Origin of the sequence: Mycobacterium stomatepiae, assembly GCF_010731715.1 — a bacterium.
GTDB classification, from domain to species: Bacteria; Actinomycetota; Actinomycetes; order Mycobacteriales; family Mycobacteriaceae; genus Mycobacterium; species Mycobacterium stomatepiae.
Map to the genome: position 1 here is coordinate 2,768,255 of NZ_AP022587.1, position 21,180 is coordinate 2,789,434.

A 21,180-nucleotide genomic window follows, 5' to 3' on the forward strand; every position below is an offset into this window, starting at 1 on the left:
CGGTCAAGCCGACAGGCTCGCGAGGGCGTACTCGCTGATCGCGATCAGCGCATCGGTGGCCGACCGGCGGTCCCTGGCATCGACGTTGATCACCGGAGTGTGCGGCGACAGGGCGAGCGCTTCGCGGATCGCGCCAGCGGGATAGCTTGGCGCACCGTCGAATTGGTTGACCGCGATCAGGAACGGTAGGTTGCGGTGCTCGAAGAAGTCGACCGCGGCGAAGCTGTCCTGCAGCCGGCGGCAGTCGACCAGGACGATCGCGCCGATCGCGCCACGCACCAGGTCGTCCCACATGAACCAGAACCGCCGCTGACCCGGCGTGCCGAACAGGTAGAGCACCAGGTCGCGGTCCAGCGTGATCCGGCCGAAGTCCATCGCCACCGTCGTCGTCCGCTTGTTGGGGGTGGCCTCGAGCATGTCGACGCCGGCCGAGGCGTCGGTGACGATCTCCTCGGTGCGCAACGGCATGATCTCCGAGACCGCCCCGACGAACGTGGTCTTGCCGGCGCCGAACCCACCGGCGACGACGATCTTCGTCGACGCGGTGGCGCCGGAGTCAGAATGCCTTGAGACCACGCAGGGTCCTTCCTATCAGTTCGTGGCGCTCGTCCCGCGTCGACTGCTCGGTCAACGTTCGGTGCACCCGAAGGTAACCGGACAGCACCAGATCACCGACCAGCACCCGCGCGACTCCGATCGGCAGGTCCAGCCGGGCCGAAATCTCGGCGACGGACGGGCTTTGGACGCACAGTCGGATGATCTTGCCTCGCGTATCGTCGGCCGGCCACCGGTGCGCCCGCCCGGCCTGCAACGTCTGAACCGGCGCCTCCAGCGGGAGGTCGACGCCGGTGTTGGTCCGTCCGCCGGTCAGAGTGTACGGACGGACCAGGCTCGCCTCACGTGCGGACGGCCCGGGTTCGCGTTTGTCCATCGCGGCTCACGAGTGGCTTCTGCTGGGCGGCGACGCGGAACGGCGGGTGGACTGCACGACGCCGCCGACCCGTTCGACGAGGATGGCCATCTCGTATCCGATCTGGCCGATGTCACACGACGTCTCGGCCAGCGTCGCCAGGTGCGACCCGTCGCCGACCCGCATCAACAACAGGTAGCCGTTCTGCATCTCGACCACCGACTGCAGCACCTGCCCGCCGTCGAACAGCTGTGCGGCGCCCGTCGCGAGGCTGGCCAGCCCGGACGCCACCGCAGCCAGCTGGTCGGCTCGTTCGCGGGGTAGCCGCTCGCTGGCGGCGATCGGCAGACCGTCGACGGACACCAGCAGCGCATGCGCCACCCCGGGGACCTCGCGGGCGAACTTCGTCACCAGCCAGTCCAGTGAGCTGCCTGCAGATGTCATTGCTCATCGGGTCCTTGACTCGAGTGGCGGGCGTGCGATCGTCCGCTGCGCACCCCGCCGAAGTGGCTACTGAACGAGGTGCGAACCGCCTCGGGGTCGCGCGCCGCGTGCAGTCCGCCGTTCGATCCTACGAGGGATTCTTCGTCGTCTTGCTGCTGATGGGCGGCGCTGACGCCGTTGGCCGCTCCCGGCACCAGCCGGGCTCCGGGCGTGCGCACCGGCAGGCCGTGCTCGGCGGTGCGCTGCTCGACGGGCTTGTCCTCGGCCTCGGCGGCCAGCGACCAGCCGCGGTCCCACACCGACTGCCAATCCAGGTCGGGGCTGTTGACCAGCTCGTGCGGGTCACCCATCATCTCCGAGAGCATCCGCCGGTAGATCACGTCGTCCTTCGACGGCCCGGCGGGCGTAGCGGCCGGTTCGGCAGGGGTGACCGGTGTGGCTGCCGGCGGATTGCCTCGCGGCCGCGCGGCGAAGAACGCCGAGGTGTCCGACACCGACGGGGCCGCCCTGGGGGTCGGCTTCGGGGCCGGCGGCGTTGGTGTCGGTGTCGGCCGGGGCTGGTTACTCCCGTTCTCCCACCACGGGGTGGCCAGCTCACGCCGGCGCTTGGGTAGCGGCGGCTGCGCGGCGGGCGGTGCCGGAACCTCGGTGATGCCGCTGGAGCCGGGGCTGCGGCGGGGCAACAACGAGATCGGCGGAGCCTCGCCGTTGTTGACCGCGCCGGGACGTTGCCGGGTCGCGCCGCTACTCGGGTCCGGCGGCCCGCTGGCCAGCTTGGCGCTCGGCGACGAGACCGCCCGGATCCGCTCGCGCGGCTCCGTCGAGATTTCGGCCGGGGCGCCGTGGAAGCCCTCCAGCACCGCGGGTGGCAGGTAGATCTCGGCGGTGGTGCCACTGCCCGCCTCGTCGCGCGCGGGACCGCGCAGCCCGACCCGGATGCCGTGCCGGGCCGCGATCCGGCCGACCACGAAAAGCCCCATGTGGCGGGCATTGTCGGGAGTGACCTCGCCGCCGGCCTGCAGGCGCATGTTGGCCATCCGCCGGTCGGCGTCGTTCATGCCCAAACCGGAGTCGGCGACCCGCAGCACCACCCCGCCGTCGCCGCCGCGTGCCCCGGAGATCCGGGCGTACGTCGACGGCGGCGAGTAGCGCAGGGCGTTGTCGATCAGCTCGGCGAACAGATGGATGACGCCACCGGCGGCAGCGCCGACCAGCATGCATTCGGGCAGCTCACCCAGTTCGACCCGGCGGTAGTCCTCGACCTCGGAGACGGCCGCGCTGATCACCGTCGACAGCGGAACCGGTTCGCGCTGGTCGCGGGCCAGCTGGGCGCCGGCCAGCACCAGCAGGTTGGCGCTGTTGCGGCGCAGCCGGGCGGCGAGGTGATCCAGCTGGAAGAGGCTGTCGAGGCGTTCGGGATCCTCTTCGTTGCGTTCCAGCCGGTCGATCAGCGACAACTGCTGGTCGACCAGTGAGCGGCTGCGCCGCGACATGGTCTCGAACATGTCGTTGACCAGCAGCCGCAACCGCGCCTCGTCTCCGGCCAGCAGCAGCGCCTGGGTGTGCAGCTCGTCCACCGCGTGCGCAACCTGGCCGATCTCCTCGGTGGTGTACACCGGCAGCGGAGCCGGAATCGGTTCGCCCTCACCGGCTTTGACGCGAGCGATCTCCTCCTCGAGATCGGTGTGGGCGACCTTCAGCGCGCCGTCGCGCAGCAGCCGCAGCGGCACCACCAGCGCACGTGCCATCAGCAAGACGATGATCAGCGCGATCACGATGGCGGCCAGCGCCAGGGCGCCCTCGGCGATCGCGGCGGTGCGCCGGTCGTTGGCCTGGGTTTGCACCGACTTGGTCACCGACGCAGTGGCGTCGGTGATGACCTGTTCGGCGATCGCGTCGGTGGTCTGGATCGAGCGCAGCAGGTCCGGGTTGTCGACGAGCACGCTGGCCGGATCGGACATGATCGTCATCCGGGTCACCATCTGCTGCTGCAACGTCTTGGCTTCGGGCGAACCCACGCCGAGCACCTGGCTCATCCCGAACAGCGTCGACGGCTCGGTGCCGGCCAGGGTGATCATCGAGGTGCGCAACTGCGGCTCGGGCAGGTCGGCGCCGCGGGTCACCAGGATCTCCTGCATCGTCATCTGGCCGCGGGCCCCGACCGCCCGGCTCAAACCCTGCGCCTGCGCGCGGATCCGCTCGTCGTCCACCCGCACCGAGGCGTTGATGACGTCCTCGGCCGTCAGCAGCAGCGGCGCGTAGGTGGTGACCCGGTCCCGCAAACCGATGCTGTTGTCGGCGACCTTGTCCAGCAGCGATTGACCGCCGTTGAGCAGGGTGCCCACTCCCGAAGACACATCCGGTGTGACGTCGGTGTCCGACAGCCGGGTCTGCAGCTCACCCTTGCGGGCGTCATAGTTCTTCTTGGCGCCCTCGACGTCGCGCCCGGTGGAGTTCGCCAACAGCGCCACGTCCAGCGCCGACATGTATTTGGTGAGCGCGGGTAGCAAGTCGGCGCGCGCGGCGGCCAACCGCAAGCCGCTGTAACTCGATACCGCGGTGTTGACGCGCAGCCCACCGAAAATCGCCACCAGGATCAGCGGAACCAGGACGATCGCTGCGACCTTCCAACCGACCGGCCAGTTGCTCGGCGACCAGGCCGGCGGACGTTTGGCGGGGGCCGCCGGCGGCGCGGCGAACTGGGTGCGTGCCGCCTCGACCGGGATGGCCGGGCGGTTGAACATCGTCATGTGGTCGCGACCGCGCGATCGGCCGCTGCGCCCACACCGCGCATCGAAAGAAACGAGAGGCTCATGAACTTCCTGCTTTTATTCCGCTCCCCCCGCGCCAAGACGCGCGAGCGGTAAACGCGTGGCAATGCGATGAGTATGACAGCCCGCGGCCCGGGTCACCAGAATCGTTGCTGAGCAGACAGCTACCCCCAAGGTGGGCCGGAACACGAGCACGCGAGTCTGGCAAACGATCCGCCGCGCGAAATACTTAGGCGGGCCGCAGGATCGCGACGAGGAAGTCGGAGTCGTCGGTGAACGCTCGCAGATCCCAGGTGGACAACAGCACATCGGGCGCGAATCCGGCGGCCGCCGCGTGGTCGAGGAACTCGGCGAACGCGTAGTCGCGGCCGGCGCCGAAGCCGATCACCGCGCGGCCGGCGTCGGCGACATGGGCACGCAGCCTTTCCAGCACCCGGCCCCGGGTGCTCGGGGCGAGAAACGCCATCACGTTGCCGGCGGACACGATCACGTCGAACGGCTCGGCGACGCCGCGCGCGGGCAGGTCGAGTTCGGCGAGGTCGCCGACGAGCCACTGCGGGCCGGGATAGTCGTGCTCGGCCGCCGCGATCAGCGCCGGGTCGACGTCGACCCCGACCACCCGGTGACCGATCGTCGCCAGATACCCGCCCACCCGTCCGGCGCCGCAGCCGGCATCGAGGATGCGGGCACCGCGGACCACCATCGCGTCCACCAGGCGCGCCTCGCCGACAAGATCCTTCCCGTCTCGGGCCATCGAACGGAAGCGCTCGATGTACCAGTCCGAATGTCCGGGATCGGCGGCGACCTTCTGCATCCAGAGGCTCTGCTCGACCATGCCGACCATTATCCCGTCATGGTCATTCGACCACGAAGATCGGGATCGTCCTGGTCGTCCGCGACTGCAACTGGACGTAGACCGGGTAGGCGGCAATCGCGGTCTGCCACCACTCGTCTCGTTCGGCCCCGTGGACTTCGCGTGCTGTCATCTCGAAGACCTTGTCGCCATCCTGCACGGTGACATTCGGGTTGACCTTCACGTTGTGGTACCAGGTCGGGTGCTTGGGGGCTCCCCCGATGGAGCCGACCATCGCGTAGCGGCCGTCCTTTTCCACGCGCATCAGTGGCACGTACCGCTTGAGGCCAGTCTTGGCTCCGGTGACCGTGAACAGGACGACCGGCCGATCCATGATCTCGACGCCGTCGGTGGTGCCCTGCTGCAGAATTTGTTCGGTCTGCTCTCGCACCCAGTCGGTCGCGCTCAGCTGTACTTGATCCGTCATGCAGTGCTCAACACGAAACGGAGTCTGCTCTGTTCCGCCTGATGTTCTACTCGCCGCGCATAGCGCCCAACACGGGCAACGCGATCCGGACGGCCGCGGCCACCGGCGCGGAATTGCATCTGGTTGAGCCGATGGGCTTCGACCTGTCCGAACCGAAGGTGCGCCGGGCGGGATTGGACTATCACGACCTGGCTTCGGTCACGGTGCACGCGACGCTGCGGGACGCCTGGCAGGCGCTGATGCCGGCGCGGGTGTTCGCGTTCACCGCGCATGCTCCGGTGTCGTTCGCCGACGTCGCCTATCAACCCGGCGACGTGTTGATGTTCGGTCCGGAACCCGACGGGCTGGACGCGCAAACCCTGGCCGACGACCACATCACCGGACAGGTGCGCATCCCGATGCTGGCCGGCCGGCGCTCGCTGAACCTGTCGAACGCCGCGGCGATCGCGATCTACGAGGCCTGGCGCCAACAGGGCTACCCCGGCGCGGTGTAGGACTCGGGGTAGCGATGAGTCCCGGGCACGGCCAGAGTCAGCCTTAACATGCCAACTTTCATCACGATCGGTTACGGCGACGAGGCCGGATACCGCCGGTTGAGCGACGAGCGCAAACGGGCCGCGCACGCCCGCGACGACGAACTCAGCGCGTCGGGCGCCCGTATCGGCCGCGCGGGAGACCCGATCCAGGTCCGCAATCCGGACGGCGCGGGGGTCAGGGTCGAGCCGGGACCCTTCCTCCGATCCACGCTGCCGATCGCCGGGTTCGCGGTGATCGAGGCCGAGGATCTCGACACGGCGATCGAGCGGGTGAGCCACACGCCGTGCGCGATGGCGCACGGGGTCGTCGAGGTATGGCCGCTGCTGCCCTGACTACCAGGTGTTCCAGTGCGTCAGGGTCTCCGCGGGCAGCCGCTTGGCCGGGCGAAATCGGTGCCCTTGGTGTAGGCGATCGGGAACAGCCCACCCTGGCTGAACTGCTCGTAGGGGATACCGAGCACCTCGGCGGCCTTGCGCTCGCCGTCGCCGAGCAGGTGCAACGTCGTCCAGCAGGAGCCGAGCCCGCGCGAGCGCAGCGCCAGACAGAAGCTCCAGACCGCCGGGAACAGCGACGCCCAGAACGAGACACCCCCTATCGCCGACTTGTCTTCGCGGCCTTCGAGGCACGGGATCAACAGCACGGGCGCTTCGTGCATGTGCTCGGCCAGATACATCGCCGAATCGACGACCTTGGGCATCCGCTCCCCGCGGGTGTCCCCCTCGCCGTAATCGGGCTTGGGCGCGCTGAGGTAGGGCTGGGCGTGCCCCAGGTAGATGTCGGCGATCGCCTTCTTCTTGTCGGCGTCTTCGACGAACACCCACTGCCAGCCCTGCGCGTTGGAGCCGGTGGGCGCCTGCAACGCCAGGTCGAGGCACTCCATCAGGACCTCGCGAGGCACGGGCTTGTCGAAGTCGAGACGCTTGCGGACCGAGCGGGTGGTGGTGAGAAGTTCGTCGACGGACAAGTTGAGGGTCATGTACCCGAGCCTATCGTCGCAGCGGCCTTGGGTACCGAACGTGCACTCAGGCCGGAGAATTCGCCGCGAAAATCTCGCCCTCAGAGCACGTTCGGCGAAGGGATCAGTCGCCTTCCGACATGTCTCCTGCTTCTTCTCGCCAGCGTGGCTAGATCAGGGCGGCGGGGGCGGTGGGGGCGGCCCGTCGGGCGGGATCGCCCCGCCGCAGCCACCGGGCGGGGGTGGGCCCGGGAGAGGTTCGTCGCCACCGACGCAGTCGTACTAGAACTGCGGTCCAGCCATCCAGGTTTTCATCCACTGGTGCCAAAACGACCCGTCGGGGTACTTCTCTCCGTCGCACACCGCTAAATTGCCGTAACCCCATCGGCCACCCGGGCAGAAGCCCTTTGTAATGTCCGGCTGGTGGGGGTCGGGCGGGTCGGCGCTGGCAGCGGCAGGAGAAAGAACAAACGCCGCAGCACAACTCAATATCGCAGCTCCATGGCGAGCGAGCTTGAATGCCATTCCGACCCCCTTATTACATTTTGGGTTCGAGTAGTTTACGACGCGGTGGGCAACGGCCATGTCGAATTGTTCAACTCCGGGCGCACAGCGTGCAGTCAGCGAAAGTCGCGCGACTTCGATCCGACGGCCAGGGTGATGCGACCCAACCGCTCGGCCACGACGGTGACTGCGCCGCTGGCGTTTTGGACCTGACCGCGGATCAGCAGCGCCGGTGCGGTGTTGGCCAGCTTGCGGTGTCGCGCCCACACCCCCGGCGTACAGAGCACGTTGACCATCCCGGTCTCGTCTTCGAGGTTGATGAACGTCACGCCTTGCGCTGTGGCGGGGCGCTGCCGATGGGTCACCGCGCCGGCGATCAGCACGCGGTCCCCGTCGGGCACGCCGAGCAGTTCCTCGGCGGGTACTACCCCCATCGCGTTCAGATCTGCCCGCAGAAACTGGGTCGGATAGCTGTCCGGGGAGATGCCGGTGGCCCACACGTCGGCGGCCGCCAGCTCCAGTTCGCTCATTCCGGGCAGCGCCGGGATGTGCGACCCATCAGCACCATGGGCCCCCACCCCGGGTAGCCGGTCCGGCCGTTGGGTGGCCGCGGCCCCGGCCGCCCACAGCGCCTCGCGCCGCGACGTCCCGAAGCAGCCCAGCGCCCCGGCCGTCGCCAACGCTTCGGCCTGCGGCACCGAGAGCTGCAGCCGGGTGGTCAGATCCAGCAGAGACACGAACGCGCCGTTAGCCTTTCGCTCCTCGACCAGCTGCTCGGCGAGGTCGTCGCCGATATGCCGGACCGCGCCCAACCCGAGGCGAACCTCGGTGCCGGCGTTCTCGAGTGTGGCGTGCGCCAGGCTGGCGTTGACGTCCGGGCCGTGCACCAGCACGCCGTGCCGGCGCGCATCGGCCACCAGCGACTGCGGTGAATAGAAACCCATCGGCTGCGCACGCAGCAGCGCGGCGCAGAACGCCGCCGGGTGATGCAGCTTGAACCACGACGAGTAGAACACCAGCGACGCGAACGACAGCGCATGGCTTTCCGGAAAACCGAAATTGGCGAAGGCTTCTAGCTTTTCGTAGGTCCGGTCGATCACCTCGTCGGTGGCGCCGTGCAATTCGCGCATGCCCTCGTAGAACCGGCCGCGCAGCCGTTGCATTCGTTCGGTCGAGCGCTTGGAGCCCATGGCGCGGCGCAGCTGGTCGGCCTCGGCGGCGGAGAAGCCGGCGCAGTCGACCGCGAGCTGCATCAGCTGCTCCTGGAAAAGCGGTACCCCCAACGTCTTTCGCAGCGCGGATTCCATGGACGGGTGGTCGTAGACGACCGGATCGATGCCGTTGCGCCGCCGGATGTAAGGGTGCACCGACCCGCCCTGGATGGGCCCGGGGCGGATCAGCGCGACCTCGACCACCAGGTCGTAGAACACCCGCGGCTTCAATCGCGGCAGGGTGGCCATCTGCGCTCGCGACTCCACCTGGAACACTCCGACGGAATCGGCGCGCTGCAGCATCTCGTACACCGCCGGCTCGGAGAGATCGAGGCGGGCCAGGTCGACGTCGAGGCCTTTGTGTTCGGCCACCAAGTCTTTGGCGTAATGCAGCGCCGAGAGCATACCCAGCCCGAGCAGATCGAACTTCACCAAACCGATGGCCGCGCAGTCGTCTTTGTCCCATTGCAGGACGCTGCGATTCTCCATCCGCGCCCATTCCACCGGGCAGACGTCGGCGATCGGGCGATCGCAGATCACCATGCCGCCGGAGTGAATACCCATGTGCCGCGGCAGGTTCCGAATCTGGGTGGCCAAATCGATCACCTGCTCGGGGATGCCCTCGATGTCCGGCGCTGGGTCATCTGAATTGGGGCCAAGCCCGTTCCAGTGGCCGATCTGCTTGCTCCACGCATCCTGCTGGCCCTGCGAGAAACCCAGGGCGCGGGCCATGTCGCGCACCGCGATTCGGCCACGGTAGGTGATGACATTGGCGACCTGGGCGGCGTAGTCGCGGCCGTATTTGTCGTAGACGTACTGGATGACCTTTTCGCGCTGATCCGACTCGATGTCCATGTCGATGTCGGGCGGCCCGTCGCGGGCCGGCGACAAGAAGCGCTCGAACAACAGCTCGTTGACCACCGGATCGACCGCGGTGACACCCAGGGCGAAACAGACCGCGGAGTTGGCCGCCGATCCCCTGCCCTGGCACAAGATGTTGTTCTCCCGGCAAAAGCGGGCGATATCGTGCACCACCAGGAAGTAACCCGGAAACGTCAGTTGGGCAATGACTTTCAACTCGTGCTCGATCTGGGCGTACGCCCGCGGCGCGGCCTCGGGCAGGCCGTAGCGATCGCGCGCTCCCGCCATCACCAACTGCCGCAACCAGCTGTCCTCGGTGTGCCCGGCGGGCACGTCGAACGGCGGAAGCTGCGGCGCGATCAGCGCCAGGCCGAACGCGCACTGCTCGCCGAGTTCGGCGGCGGCGGTCACCGCATTCGGGCCCCCAAAGGGCACCTGCGCGAACAGGCGGGCCATCTCCTCGCCGGACCGCAGATGCGAGCCGCCTAGCGGGGCCAGCCATCCGGCGGCCGACTCCAGCGACTTCCGGGCCCGGATGGCACCCATCGCCATGGCCAGCCTGCTGCGCGACGGATGGGCGAAATGCGCTCCGGTGGTGGCGACGACTCCGACCCCGAAGCGTGCCGCGATCCCGGCCAGCGCAGCGTTGCGTTCGTCGTCGAGGGGCTGCCCGTGATGCGTCAACTCGACGCACACCCTGTGCGCGCCGAATCGATCCACCAGATCGGCCAGCGCCCGCTCCGCCGCGTCCGGTCCGCCTTCGGAAAGCGCTTGGCGGACATGGCCTTTACGGCACCCGGTCAGGATGTGCCAATGCCCGCCCGCGGCCTCGGTCAGCGTGTCGATGTCGAAGCGCAGCTTGCCTTTCTCACCGCCGGCCAGATGCGCCGCGGCCAACTGCCGCGACAGCCGCCGGTAACCCTCCGGACCGCGGGCCAGCACCAGCAGGTGCGGACCGGCGGGGTCCGGCTGCTCGGTCCGGGCCTGCGTACCGAGCGACAGCTCGGCGCCGAACACGGTGCGCACGTCGAGTTCGGCGGCGGCTTCGGCGAACCGCACCGCGCCGTACAGACCGTTGTGGTCGGTTAACGCCAGCGCCCGCAGATCCAGCCGGGCCGCCTCCTCGACCAGCTCCTCGGGCGTGCTGGCTCCGTCCAGAAAGCTGTATGCCGAATGCGCGTGCAGCTCGGCGTAGGCGACAGCGGAGCGGGTGGTACGGCCGCCCTCCGGTGGTCGATAGGCCGGGCGCTTGTGCGAGAAGGGGGCCTCCTCCGCCGGACCGGATAGGGCGGGCGCGCCGGCATGGCGCGGCTTGCCGTCGAGCACCCGCTCCATCTCCGCCCAACTAGGCGGCCCGTTGAACCAGCCCACCCCCCCAGTGTATCGAACAAATGTTCGATTTAGTGCAGAGCTGTTAAAGCGGTTGTTAAACGCGACTTCAACTTCTAAACACAGTCTTAACGGATTGGGATCTACCGCGACGGGGGTGCCGCGGCAGATACTGGCACGGGGCAACTAGGGGCGGGAATTGAATATGGTGCAGCTGACAACAGCATTGGACACGGGCTTCCTCGCCGCAGCGGACCCCGATCGACAGGCGAGCATGGCGACCGGCGCGGTCGCGATCGTCGATGGCGCAGGCGCCCAATCTAGCTCGCCTCAAAACGATTCTGGCAGAACGGATTCTGTCGATACCGCGATGCACCCAGCTGTTACGGACGCATCCGTTGCGCGGTGCCCAGCACTGGGTCGACGATCCGAGTTTCGACCTCACCCATCACCTGCGCCGAGTTGCGGTTCCCCGCCCCGGCGACGAGGCCGACCTGTCGCGGGCGATCGCCCATGCCCTGGAACGCCCCCTGGAATTGGACCGGCCGCTATGGGAGTGCTGGGTCATCGAGGGCATGCCAGGCAAGTGGGCGATCCTGATGAAGGTCCACCACTACCTCGCCGACGCCACCCCCGCGGCCCACTTGCTCACCCGGCTCTGCGACGACGCCGACAGCGAGATGTTCGCCAATCATGTTGAACCCGGCAATGATTCGGTGCCAGACCGCAAGCCGGGGTGGGCCAACGCGCTGTGGCAAGCCTCGGCCGTCGCCAGCACCGTCACCAGCACCCTGGCCGAGACGGTCTGGTCGGCGGCACGCACGTCGTCGACCGGCCCCGCGGTCACGATGCGGCGGTACAGCTCGGTGCGCGTTCCTCTCGCCGCGGTCGACGCGGTGTGCGGGAAGTTCCGGGTAACCACCAACGACGTCGCACTCGCCGCCATCACCGAGGGGTTCCGGGCCGTTCTGCTGCACCGCGGCGAACAACCGCGCGCGGGTTCGTTGCGCACCCTGGAGCAGGCCGACGACATCTCGGACAAGCTGCGGTATCTCCCCGTCGAGCACGACGATCCGGTGCAGCGGCTACGGATCGTGCACAGCAGCCTGAACCAGCCCAAGCCGCAGAACGCCGGCCCGACCATCGTGGACCTGGCGACGAGTTCCATGCCATTTGCATTGTGCGCCAAGGCCGTTCGGCTGGTACTGAGCAGGCTCCCGCAACCGGGCATCGTGACGCTGGCCACCAGCGCCCCCGGGCCGCGGGACCGGCTGGAGCTGATGGGCGCAACCGTGGAACGTCTGCTACCGATCCCGCCGACGGCGTCGCAGCTGTCCAGCGGAGTCGCGGTGCTGAGCTATGGCGACGAGCTGATTTTCGGGATCACCGCCGACTACGACGCCGCACCCGAACTGCAGTAGCTCGCCAGCGGCATCGAGCGGGAAATGGCGCGACTGACGGCGCTCAGCCAGGACTCCGTCCTGTTGTTCACCAAGGATCGGCGCAAGCGCCGGGCCCGCACGCTTCCCAACGGCGTACCGCCCAGCCACCCGACCGCGCGAGCGCGCCACTGACCCGACCCGGACGGCGTTGATCACCGTGAGAGGGTTGATCAGTGCCAGTATCGGAGCCATCGGTCACCATCGACCCGCGCCGTCACGACGCGGTGCTGTTCGACCCAGGCCTGGACGCACCGCAATCGTTGATCGCCCAGCTGCAGGACGCCGGCGTCGGCACCGGCACCTTCGGATCGGCCGGCGACGCCCGGGCGGGACGCTCCGTGGTCGTCGCGACGAACCCGGCGGTGGCGACGGCCGCGCGCGATGGCGGCTTCGCATTGGTCGTCGAGGTCAGGGACCCCGAGGCCTGGAGTGAAATCACCGTACGCACCGGGGACCGACGCATGTCGCAGCTTCCCGACGCGTCCGCGCTACTCGACCAGGACCTCGCCGCCCGGCGGCCCGCGGTGTTCTTCGACTTCGACGGCACGCTGTCCGACATCGTCGACGACCCGGACTCCGCACAGCTTGTCCCCGGCGCGGGCGACGCGTTGCAGCGGTTGGCCGCGCGCTGCCCGGTCGCGATCCTGTCCGGCCGCGACCTCGCCGACGTGTCAACACGCGTCGGCCTGCCCGGCATCTGGTATGCCGGCAGCCACGGCTTCGAACTGACCGCACCCGACGGCACCCACCACCAGAACGACGCCGCGGCCGCGGCCATACCGGTGCTGGGGCGGGCGGCCGCCCAGCTGCGCGAGCGCCTCGGGTCGACGCCGGGTGTCGTGGTGGAGCACAAGCGTTTTGGCGTGGCGGTGCACTATCGCAACGCCGCCCGGGATCGCGTCGGCGAGGTGGCGGCCGCGGTGCGGGCGGCGGGCGAGCGCGACAAGCTGCGGGTGACCACCGGCCGAGAAGTCATCGAGCTGCGCCCGGATATCGACTGGGACAAAGGAAAAACCCTGCACTGGGTGATCGATCACCTGCATGAGCCAGCGGCCCCGACGCCGATTTTTTTCGGTGACGACATCACCGACGAGGACGCGTTCGACGCGGTACACGACAACGGGATACCGATCCTGGTGCGACACTACGACGATGGGGACCGGGCCACCGCCGCGCAGTTCGCGGTGGACAGCCCGGCCCAGGTCGCCGAGTTCGTCGACCGACTAGCGCGGCAGCTGAACCGCTAGCTCGCCACGTATTCGACCGCGCCGTCGTCGAGCACCACCCGCCCCGCCTCGGCGCCTTCGGCGCCGGAAGCCTCGGTGCGAAAGACCGCCTTGCCGTCCTCGGTACGCCAGATCAGCGTCGTCAACGTCTCGCCGGGAAACACCGGCGAGCTGAAGCGCGAATCGATCGAGGTGATGTTCGCCGCGATCCCGTTGCCGAGCTCGGCGACCAGCGCGCGACCCGCCACCCCGTAGCTGCACAGCCCATGCAGGATCGGCTTGGGGAAGCCGGCCAGTTCGCGAGCGAACCACGGGTCGCTGTGCAGGGGATTGCGGTCACCGGAGAGCCGATAGATCAGCGCCTGATCCTCGCGGGTGGGCAGGGCGACCTTGATGTCGGGCTCGCGATCCGGGAATTCCGGGGCGACGGGACGCTGACCCGGCTGCCCGCCGAAACCCCCCGCGCCCCGGATGACGAAGGTGGTCGTCGTTTCGGCGATCAGCTCCTGAGAATCCGGGTCGGTGCCGCGGCCACGCAGCATCACGACCGCGTTCTTGCCCTCACCCTTGTCCTGAATATCGGCGACCTCGGTGACCACCGACAGCTTGCCCGCCGCGGGTAACGGCGCGTGCAGCCGGATGCCTTGCGAGCCGTGTAACAGCATGGCCCAGTTGAACTTTCCGATCTTGGCCGCCGCCCCGAACGCGGGGCAGCAGATCACCGCATAGGTGGGCAGCACCTGCTGAGCGATCTCGTGACTGTTCTCGGTGGTGAACGACAGATCGTCGAGTCCGGCGCCCACGCCGAGGGCGTAGAGCAGCGTGTCCCGGTCGGTCCAGTCGAACAACATCGGCTCGGTCACCGCACCGATCGCACTCGGGTCAATCGCCATACGAGTCTCCTCTCCAGCTGCCAGATTCAGGCTTTTCTGCACTCAACCATTGCAAACCCTTCCCCCTGGGGCTGTCGGCAGGGCAGGCTATTGACATGGCCACGCGAAGCAGGATCGGAAAGGCCTTCTGGAAAACAGGGGCCGTACTCGTCGCAACGCTCATCGTCGGTGCCTGCGGCGGATCGACGCAGGCGCGCGCCATCACTCTGACGTTCATCCGAAACGCCCAGACGCAAGCCGACGCCGACGGCATCATCAACACCGATCCGCCCGGTCTCGGCCTCACCGCCGAGGGCAAGGGCCAGGCCCAGCAGCTTGCGCATCAAAGCGCCCGCAACGACTTCGACGCCGTCTACCCCTCGGCGATGGCCGACGCACAGCAGACCGCCGGGCCGCTAGCCAGCGAACTCGGCAAGCAGGTCGAGGTCCTGCCTGGCGTGCAGGCACTCAACGCCGGCTGGTACAACGGCAAACCCCAATCGATGGCGGCCGCGACGTATCTGTTGGCGCCGACCAACTAGATCAACGGTGACGTCGCGAACAGCATCCCCGGGTCGGTCAGCGGCAAGCAGTTCAACGACGAGTTCACCGCCGCGGTCAACAAGGTCTACAACAGCGGCCACAGCAAGCCGGCCGTGGTCTCCCAGGGCACGGCGATCATGGCGTGGACGCTGATGAACGCCCGCAACGGCAAGAACAGCCTGCTGACCAGCCATCCGCTGCCGAACATCGGCCGCGTGGTGATCACCGGCAACCCGACGGACGGGTGGACGCTGGTCGAGTGGGACGGCATCCGCAACTTCAGCTGATCCCCGATACCATGACTGGATGCGGTATGTCGTTACCGGCGGTACCGGGTTTATCGGTCGCCGCGTCGTAGCTCGCTTGTTGGACGCTCGGCCCGACGCCGAGGTGTGGATTTTGGTCCGGCGCCAGTCGCTGGAACGCTTCGAGCGTCTCGCCACCGGGTGGGGTGAACGCGCCAAACCGCTGGTCGGTGAGCTGCCGGAGCTGGCGCTGAGCGACGAGACGGTCGCCGAGCTGGGCCGGGTGGACCATCTGGTGCACTGCGCGGCGATCTACGACGTCACGGCCGGCGAAGCCGAGCAGCGCGCCGCCAACGTCGAGGGCACCCGCGCCGTCATCGAGCTGGCGCGACGCCTGGACGCGACGCTGCACCATGTGTCGTCGATCGCGGTGGCCGGCGACTTCCCCGGCGAGTACACCGAGGACGACTTCGACGTCGGCCAGCAGCTGCCCACCCCGTACCACCAGACGAAGTTCGAAGCCGAATTGCTGGTGCGGTCCGAGCCCGGGTTGCGCCATCGCATCTACCGTCCCGCGGTCGTGGTCGGCGACTCCCGCACCGGCGAGATGGACAATTTCGACGGCCCGTACTACTTCTTCGGCGTGCTGGCCAAGCTGGCCATCCTGCCGTCGTTGACCCCGATCATGTTGCCCGACACCGGGCGCACCAACATCGTCCCGGTCGACTACGTCGTCGACGCCCTCGTCGCGCTGATGCACACGGACGGAGCCGATGGGCGGACGTTCCATCTGACGTCGCCGAAAACCATTGGGCTGCGCGGCATTTACCGCGGTGTTGCCAAGGCCGCTGGCCTGCCCCCGCTGCGCGGCTCGCTGCCCCGCTCGGTGGCCGCGCCGGTGCTGAAGGCCAGCGGGCGCGCCAAACGGGTGCGCAACATGGCGGCCACCCAGCTCGGGATTCCGGCCGAGGTGCTCGACCTCGTGGACCTGATCCCGACTTTCGTCAGCGACACGACGCAAGACGCGTTGCACGGCACCGGAATCGAGGTCCCCGAGTTCGCCAGCTACGCGCCCAAGCTATGGCGCTACTGGGCCGAGCATCTCGATCCCGATCGCGCCCGCCGCGACGCACCGCAGGGCCCGCTGCAGGGCCGGCACGTGATCATCACCGGCGCATCCAGCGGCATCGGACGGGCCTCGGCGATCGCGGTCGCCGAGCGCGGCGCCACGGTGTTCGCACTGGCCCGCAACGGCTCCGCGCTCGACGAACTGGTGGCCGAGATCCGCGCGAACGGCGGCCAGGCCCACGCCTTTACCTGCGATGTCACCGATTCGGATTCGGTGGAGCACACCATCAAGGACATCCTGGGCCGCTTCGGTCATGTCGACTACCTGGTGAACAACGCGGGCCGTTCGATTCGCCGTTCGGTGGTCAACTCCACCGACCGGCTGCACGACTACGAGCGGGTGATGGCGGTCAACTACTTCGGCGCGGTCCGAATGGTGCTGGCGCTGTTGCCGCATTGGCGGGAGCGCCGATTCGGGCACGTGGTGAACGTCTCGAGCGCGGGTGTGCTGGCCCGCAACCCCAAGTACAGTTCGTATCTGCCGACCAAGGCCGCGCTAGACGCGTTCTCCGACGTGGTCGCCTCCGAGACGTTGTCCGACCACATCACGTTCACCAATATCCATATGCCGCTGGTCAAGACGCCGATGATCGCGCCGTCGCAACGACTCAACCCGGTGCCGCCGATCAGCCCCGAGCGGGCGGCCGCGATGGTGGTGCGCGGGCTGGTCGAGAAGCCGGCCCGCATCGACACTCCGTTGGGCACGTTGGCCGAGGCCGGCAATTACCTGTTGCCCAGGACCTCGCGGCGAATTCTGCACCAGGTCTATCTGGGTTGCCCCGATTCCGCTGCTGCGCTGGGCGTTTCGCCGACTAACGGTGACCACGCATCGGCACCTACCTTGGTTCGAAGGCGGCCCAAACGCCCGGTGCGTGCCGTTGGCCGCATCGGGATGCCGCGACCGGTCCGCAAGGCGATCCGCCTGGTGCCCGGGATTCATTGGTGACGCAATCCGCGCCGGTGTTCGCCGATGTCGACACCGGCGTCGATGATGCGCTGGCCCTGATTTACCTGCTGGCCAGCCCGGACGCCGATCTGGTCGGCATCGCTTCGACCGGGGGAAACGTTGGCGTGCAACAGGTGTGCGCCAATAACTTGGGTCTGCTCGAGCTGTGCCGGGCCACGAGTATCCCGGTGTCGAAGGGCGCCGACGAGACGCTGACCGGCCCGCTGCGCACGCCCTCGAAGGTCCACGGGCCGCGAGGCCTGGGCTATGCCGACCTGCCGCCGAGCGACGTGACGCTGACCGAACACGACTCGGCGACTGCCTGGGTGCGCGCGGCACGGGCGTTTCCCGGCGAGCTGATCGGCGTGGCAACCGGCCCGCTGACCAATCTGGCGCTGGCGCTGCGCGCCGAGCCCGCACTGCCAACTCTGCTGCGCCGGCTGGTCATTATGGGCGGATCCTATGACCACATCGGCAACACCACCGCGGTGGCGGAGTGGAACATCAGCGTGGATCCGGAGGCGGCCGCCGAGGTGTTCGCGGCTTGGTCCGAAGAAAGCCTTGGGTCGCAGCGTCTTCCGATCCTGTGCGGCCTGGATCTGACCCGCAAGGTCGCGATCACGCCGGAAGTCCTGGCAAGATTGGCCGATGCCGCGGGATCGACGTCGACGATGATGAGCGTGGACGACAAACGGGGCACCCCGTCGACCGCGTCCAACCCGGTGATCCGGGTGATCGAAGACGCGATGCGGTTCTACCTCGAGGGCTACTACGACAACGGACACGGATACCTGGCACATCTGCACGACCCCTTGGCCGCCGCGGTGGCGCTGGACCCCGAACTCATCGCGACCCGTTCCGGGCGGGTGGATGTCGAACTCGCCGGAACCCTGACCCGCGGCATGACGGTGACCGACTGGCGCCGGGAACCCAACGCGCGCATCGGCGTTGGCGTCGACCCGGCGGCATTCTTCGACCGGTTCATCGAACGCGTGGGACCATACGCGCACCGGCTCGCCTCGTAGCGAGGTCCCGACCGCGCTCTCGCATTGACAGAATCCGGCCAGCAACGTGGAATAGATGGATATCAGCGCGGGGTTGCGTTAGTCAACACCGGGAGGACCTTCGCGATGACAGAGCTGGTTACGGGGAAGGCGCTAGCAAATGTAGTGGTCACCGGCATTGCCATGACGACTGCATTGGCCACGGACGCCGAGAGCACTTGGAAGTTGTTGCTGGACAGCCAAAGCGGCATCCGGACCCTCGAAGATTCGTTTGTCGAGCACTATGACCTGCCGGTACGCATCGGCGGGCACCTGCTGGAGGATTTCGACCACGGGTTGACGCGCGCCGAGCGGCACCGGATGGGCTGGCTACCGAAGATGACCACCATCTTGAGCCGCCGGGTGTGGGAGAACGCAGGTTCGCCCGACGTCGACCCCAATCGATTGCTGGTGTCGGTCGGCACCGGCCTGGGCTCGGCCGAGCAAATCGTCTTCAGCTACGACGACATCCGCGCCCGCGGCATGAAGGCGGTCTCACCGCTCGCGGTGGCGAAGTACATGCCCAACGCCCCCGCCGCGGCAATCGGGCTGGAACGGCACGCCAGGGCCGGGGTGATCACCCCGGTGTCGGCGTGTGCTTCCGGTTCCGAAGGCATCGCGCAGGCCTGGCGCAATATCGTCCTCGGCGAGGCCGACATCGCCATTTGCGGCGGCGTCGAGGTCAAGATCGAAGCGGTGGCGATCGCGGCATTCGGCCAGATGCGCATCGTGTTGTCCACCCGCAACGACGACCCGGCCGGGGCGTGCCGCCCGTTCGACAAGGACCGGACCGGCATCGTGTTCGGCGAGGCCGGCGCGCTGATGGTCATCGAGACCGAGGAGCACGCCAAGGCCCGGGGCGCCAATATCCTGGCCCGCATCATGGGTGCCGGCATCACGTCGGACGGCTTCCACATGGTGGCGCCGGACCCCGACGGCGCACGTGCCGGGCATGCGATGACCCGCGCGATTCAGCTGGCGGGGCTGACACCGGGCGACATCGACCACATCAACGCCCACGCCACCGGCACCCTGGTCGGTGATCTTGCCGAGGGCAAGGCCATCAACAACGCGATGGGCGGCAACAAACCCGCCGTGTACGCGCCCAAGGCGGCGCTGGGTCACTCGGTGGGCGCGGTCGGCGCGGTCGAGTCGATCCTGACCGTGCTGGCGCTGCGGGATCAGGTGATCCCGGCAACGCTGAACCTGGAAAACCTGGATCCAGAGATCGACCTGGACGTGGTGTCGGGCCAGCCGCGCCCCGGCAATTACCGGTACGCGATCAACAACTCGTTCGGATTCGGCGGCCACAACGTGGCGCTGGCTTTCGGCCGGTACTGACACCCCTTACTCGTAGCTCCCTTCGAGGTACCATCGCCGCTGGCGATAGCACAGCAGCAACGCCCGTTCGCTTTCCAGCAACACCTGGGCGCGGGCGGTGCGGCCCCCCGAACCAGTCGAGTTCGAGTCGGGATCCCACCACCGCTCGTCGACCGGCCATGGTCCGGCCCACCAACGCAACGGGTCGTCCCGGCCGCGGGCGACCAGGCGCGCCGGATCGGCGGAGAACATCCCCCGGCTGGTCACTCGTATCGAATTCCCTTGGGCATCAAGCAATTCCACCGGATCGTCGAGCAGCACCGCCGGCGACGGATCCGGCAGCCGGCCGGGCCACGGCAACTCCGGGTCGGCGTGCGGCACCGGCTCTGGATCTATTAGGCCCAGCGGAGTCAGCGTGATGCGTTCGGCCGGTCCGCGGCCTCCGGACAGCACCGGCACCCGCACCGCTTCCGGGCCGAGCAGGCCCTGCACCCGCACCAGGGCCCGCCGCGCCCGTAACCTGTCCCCTTCGCCGAGGCCGCCCCATAACGGCAGCTGCAGCGCCTCGGCGGACACCACCTCCACCGCCCGCAGCCGCAGCAGGGTCACCGGCGCGGTCGGGCGGGGGTTGCGGGCGGTCCGGTTGCTCAACCACCCGTCCAGTTGCCAGCGCACCCGATCGGCGGTGGCATCCTCGGTCAACGGTTCGGCGCATCGCCACACCCGGTTCAGCTCTTCGCCGTTGGCGGTGACGGCGTGAATGGACAGCCGGGTGCATCCCACTCCAGCGGACATCAACATCTGGTGCAGCGTGCCGGCCAGCGAGCGTCCGGCGAAGGCCGCGGCGTCGACCCGGTCGATCGGCGGATCGCAGTCCAGCACGGCCTCGAGTTCACTCGGCGGTTCCCGCCCGGACGGTCCCCGCTCGGGTTCGCCGCGGGCGAACCGGTGCGCGCTGCGCCCGTCGGCACCGAACCTGGACGCCACGTCGGTCGCCGACAGCGCGGCGAACTGACCGATAGTGCGAATCCCTAACCGCCACAACAGATCCGTGAGTTCCTCTCGCCCCGGACCGGACAGGCTCGGCTCGGTGGCCAGCTGCCGGATCGACAGCACCGACAGAAACTTCGCGTCGCCGCCGGGTTCTACGATCCGACCCGCCCGGGCGGCGAAGACCGCGGTGGACAGCTGGTCGGCGATCCCGACCTGACATTCGGCGCCGGCCACTGAACTCACCGCCACCGCGTCGATCAGCCGCTCGGCGACCTGCTGTTCGGACCCGAAATAGCGCGCCGCTCCGCGCACCGGTAGCACCAGGAGCCCGGGCCGCATCACCTCGGCGCGGGGAACCAGATCGTCGACCGCCGCAATCACCCCTTCGAAAAAGCGGGCGTCGCGGTCGGCGTCGGCGGTGGCGATGTGCAGTTGCGGGCAACGGGCCGCCGCCTCCCGGCGTCGCAACCCGCGCCGCACTCCGGCCGCCCGCGCGGCCGACGAGCAGGCGATCACCCGGTTCGCCAGAGTGACGGCGATCGGGGTCGTCATGGATTGACCCGCTGCTGCTGCCGCCGCGATCGCGGGCCAGTCCATGCACCAAATGGCCAGCACCCGAG

The 21,180-nt window shown here is 68.4% G+C and carries 16 protein-coding genes and 3 pseudogenes; 8 read left to right on the top strand and 11 right to left on the bottom strand.

Annotated features, from left to right (window positions below):
- Window positions 1-3: 3 nt before the first annotated feature.
- From G6N54_RS12940 to G6N54_RS12965, 6 genes are all read right to left on the bottom strand, one after another.
- Complete coding sequence (locus tag G6N54_RS12940; RefSeq protein ID WP_163790494.1) at window positions 4-576, bottom strand: GTP-binding protein; 573 nt, start codon at window positions 574-576, stop codon at window positions 4-6.
- A complete protein-coding gene (locus G6N54_RS12945; protein ID WP_163790495.1) occupies window positions 557-931 on the bottom strand; it encodes a DUF742 domain-containing protein in 375 nt (124 codons plus the stop codon). The genes G6N54_RS12940 and G6N54_RS12945 overlap by 20 nt, the downstream gene beginning before the upstream one ends.
- 6 nt (window positions 932-937) lie before the next feature.
- On the bottom strand, window positions 938-1,354 hold the full coding sequence (locus G6N54_RS12950) for a roadblock/LC7 domain-containing protein (RefSeq protein WP_163790496.1): 417 nt from the start codon (window positions 1,352-1,354) through the stop codon (window positions 938-940).
- A complete protein-coding gene (locus tag G6N54_RS12955) occupies window positions 1,351-4,104 on the bottom strand; it encodes a sensor histidine kinase (protein ID WP_163790497.1) in 2,754 nt (917 codons plus the stop codon). Before G6N54_RS12955 ends, G6N54_RS12950 begins: the two co-directional genes overlap by 4 nt.
- A 250-nt stretch (window positions 4,105-4,354) precedes the next feature.
- The gene (locus G6N54_RS12960) at window positions 4,355-4,960 is read right to left on the bottom strand and encodes a class I SAM-dependent methyltransferase (RefSeq protein WP_163790498.1); all 606 of its coding nucleotides are present in this window, start codon (window positions 4,958-4,960) and stop codon (window positions 4,355-4,357) included.
- Between the two features lie 22 nt (window positions 4,961-4,982).
- Window positions 4,983-5,405 carry a nitroreductase family deazaflavin-dependent oxidoreductase gene (locus tag G6N54_RS12965; protein WP_163790499.1) on the bottom strand — a complete coding sequence of 141 codons (423 nt, stop codon included), beginning with the start codon at window positions 5,403-5,405 and terminating at the stop codon, window positions 4,983-4,985.
- Between the two features lie 29 nt (window positions 5,406-5,434).
- Here G6N54_RS12965 and G6N54_RS12970 point away from each other — a divergent pair, with 29 nt between their 5' ends.
- Window positions 5,435-5,899: a tRNA (cytidine(34)-2'-O)-methyltransferase gene (locus G6N54_RS12970; RefSeq protein WP_163794708.1), complete on the top strand. Its 465-nt coding sequence runs from the start codon at window positions 5,435-5,437 to the stop codon at window positions 5,897-5,899.
- A gap of 48 nt (window positions 5,900-5,947) precedes the next feature.
- Window positions 5,948-6,274, top strand: a complete 327-nt coding sequence (locus tag G6N54_RS12975; protein ID WP_163790500.1) for a YciI family protein — start codon at window positions 5,948-5,950, stop codon at window positions 6,272-6,274.
- Here G6N54_RS12975 and G6N54_RS12980 read toward each other — a convergent pair.
- The 3 genes and pseudogenes from G6N54_RS12980 to G6N54_RS12990 form a co-directional block, all read right to left on the bottom strand.
- Window positions 6,275-6,918: pseudogene (locus tag G6N54_RS12980) on the bottom strand (nitroreductase family protein).
- Between the two features lie 261 nt (window positions 6,919-7,179).
- Window positions 7,180-7,422 carry a hypothetical protein gene (locus tag G6N54_RS12985; RefSeq protein WP_408632592.1) on the bottom strand — a complete coding sequence of 81 codons (243 nt, stop codon included), beginning with the start codon at window positions 7,420-7,422 and terminating at the stop codon, window positions 7,180-7,182.
- 95 nt (window positions 7,423-7,517) lie between these two features.
- Window positions 7,518-10,844, bottom strand: coding sequence for an error-prone DNA polymerase (locus G6N54_RS12990; protein WP_179969201.1), 3,327 nt, complete (start codon window positions 10,842-10,844; stop codon window positions 7,518-7,520).
- Between the two features lie 163 nt (window positions 10,845-11,007).
- Between G6N54_RS12990 and G6N54_RS12995 the strand changes: the two are divergent.
- A pseudogene (locus G6N54_RS12995) lies at window positions 11,008-12,376 on the top strand (wax ester/triacylglycerol synthase domain-containing protein).
- Window positions 12,377-12,417: 41 nt separating this feature from the next.
- Window positions 12,418-13,491 carry a trehalose-phosphatase gene (otsB, locus tag G6N54_RS13000; protein ID WP_163790501.1) on the top strand — a complete coding sequence of 358 codons (1,074 nt, stop codon included), beginning with the start codon at window positions 12,418-12,420 and terminating at the stop codon, window positions 13,489-13,491.
- Here the strand turns inward: otsB and G6N54_RS13005 are convergent.
- Window positions 13,488-14,363 (bottom strand): MaoC family dehydratase, encoded by an 876-nt coding sequence (locus G6N54_RS13005; protein WP_163790502.1) that lies wholly within the window; start codon window positions 14,361-14,363, stop codon window positions 13,488-13,490. The two genes, otsB and G6N54_RS13005, sit on opposite strands and share 4 nt — an antisense overlap.
- Window positions 14,364-14,458: 95 nt before the next feature.
- On the opposite strand from G6N54_RS13005, the pseudogene G6N54_RS13010 reads away from it, so the two are divergent.
- The 4 genes and pseudogenes from G6N54_RS13010 to kasB all read left to right on the top strand — a co-directional run bounded on the left by G6N54_RS13010 (window position 14,459) and on the right by kasB (window position 19,588).
- A pseudogene (locus G6N54_RS13010) lies at window positions 14,459-15,172 on the top strand (histidine phosphatase family protein).
- Between the two features lie 19 nt (window positions 15,173-15,191).
- Window positions 15,192-17,204 carry an SDR family oxidoreductase gene (locus G6N54_RS13015; RefSeq protein WP_163790503.1) on the top strand — a complete coding sequence of 671 codons (2,013 nt, stop codon included), beginning with the start codon at window positions 15,192-15,194 and terminating at the stop codon, window positions 17,202-17,204.
- Entirely contained in the window at window positions 17,201-18,229 is a 1,029-nt protein-coding gene (locus G6N54_RS13020) for a nucleoside hydrolase (protein ID WP_163790504.1), read from the top strand. The genes G6N54_RS13015 and G6N54_RS13020 overlap by 4 nt, the downstream gene beginning before the upstream one ends.
- 105 nt (window positions 18,230-18,334) lie before the next feature.
- Window positions 18,335-19,588: a 3-oxoacyl-ACP synthase KasB gene (gene kasB / locus G6N54_RS13025; protein WP_163790505.1), complete on the top strand. Its 1,254-nt coding sequence runs from the start codon at window positions 18,335-18,337 to the stop codon at window positions 19,586-19,588.
- A gap of 6 nt (window positions 19,589-19,594) precedes the next feature.
- Here kasB and G6N54_RS13030 read toward each other — a convergent pair whose 3' ends face one another.
- A complete protein-coding gene (locus G6N54_RS13030; protein ID WP_163794710.1) occupies window positions 19,595-21,157 on the bottom strand; it encodes a DNA polymerase Y family protein in 1,563 nt (520 codons plus the stop codon).
- Between the last annotated feature and the right edge of the window lie 23 nt (window positions 21,158-21,180).

Bases quoted from the DNA above. Each gene is read 5' to 3' on its own strand.
- G6N54_RS13015 (WP_163790503.1), top strand. From the start codon at position 15,192: ATGCGGTATGTCGTTACCGGCGGTACCGGGTTTATCGGTCGCCGCGTC.
- G6N54_RS12955 (WP_163790497.1), bottom strand. From the start codon at position 4,104: ATGACGATGTTCAACCGCCCGGCCATCCCGGTCGAGGCGGCACGCACC.
- G6N54_RS12985 (WP_408632592.1), bottom strand. From the start codon at position 7,422: ATGGCATTCAAGCTCGCTCGCCATGGAGCTGCGATATTGAGTTGTGCT.
- G6N54_RS12950 (WP_163790496.1), bottom strand. From the start codon at position 1,354: ATGACATCTGCAGGCAGCTCACTGGACTGGCTGGTGACGAAGTTCGCC.
- G6N54_RS13030 (WP_163794710.1), bottom strand. From the start codon at position 21,157: ATGGACTGGCCCGCGATCGCGGCGGCAGCAGCAGCGGGTCAATCCATG.
- G6N54_RS12975 (WP_163790500.1), top strand. From the start codon at position 5,948: ATGCCAACTTTCATCACGATCGGTTACGGCGACGAGGCCGGATACCGC.
- kasB (WP_163790505.1), top strand. From the start codon at position 18,335: ATGACAGAGCTGGTTACGGGGAAGGCGCTAGCAAATGTAGTGGTCACC.
- G6N54_RS13005 (WP_163790502.1), bottom strand. From the start codon at position 14,363: ATGGCGATTGACCCGAGTGCGATCGGTGCGGTGACCGAGCCGATGTTG.
- G6N54_RS12965 (WP_163790499.1), bottom strand. From the start codon at position 5,405: ATGACGGATCAAGTACAGCTGAGCGCGACCGACTGGGTGCGAGAGCAG.
- G6N54_RS12945 (WP_163790495.1), bottom strand. From the start codon at position 931: ATGGACAAACGCGAACCCGGGCCGTCCGCACGTGAGGCGAGCCTGGTC.
- G6N54_RS12960 (WP_163790498.1), bottom strand. From the start codon at position 4,960: ATGGTCGAGCAGAGCCTCTGGATGCAGAAGGTCGCCGCCGATCCCGGA.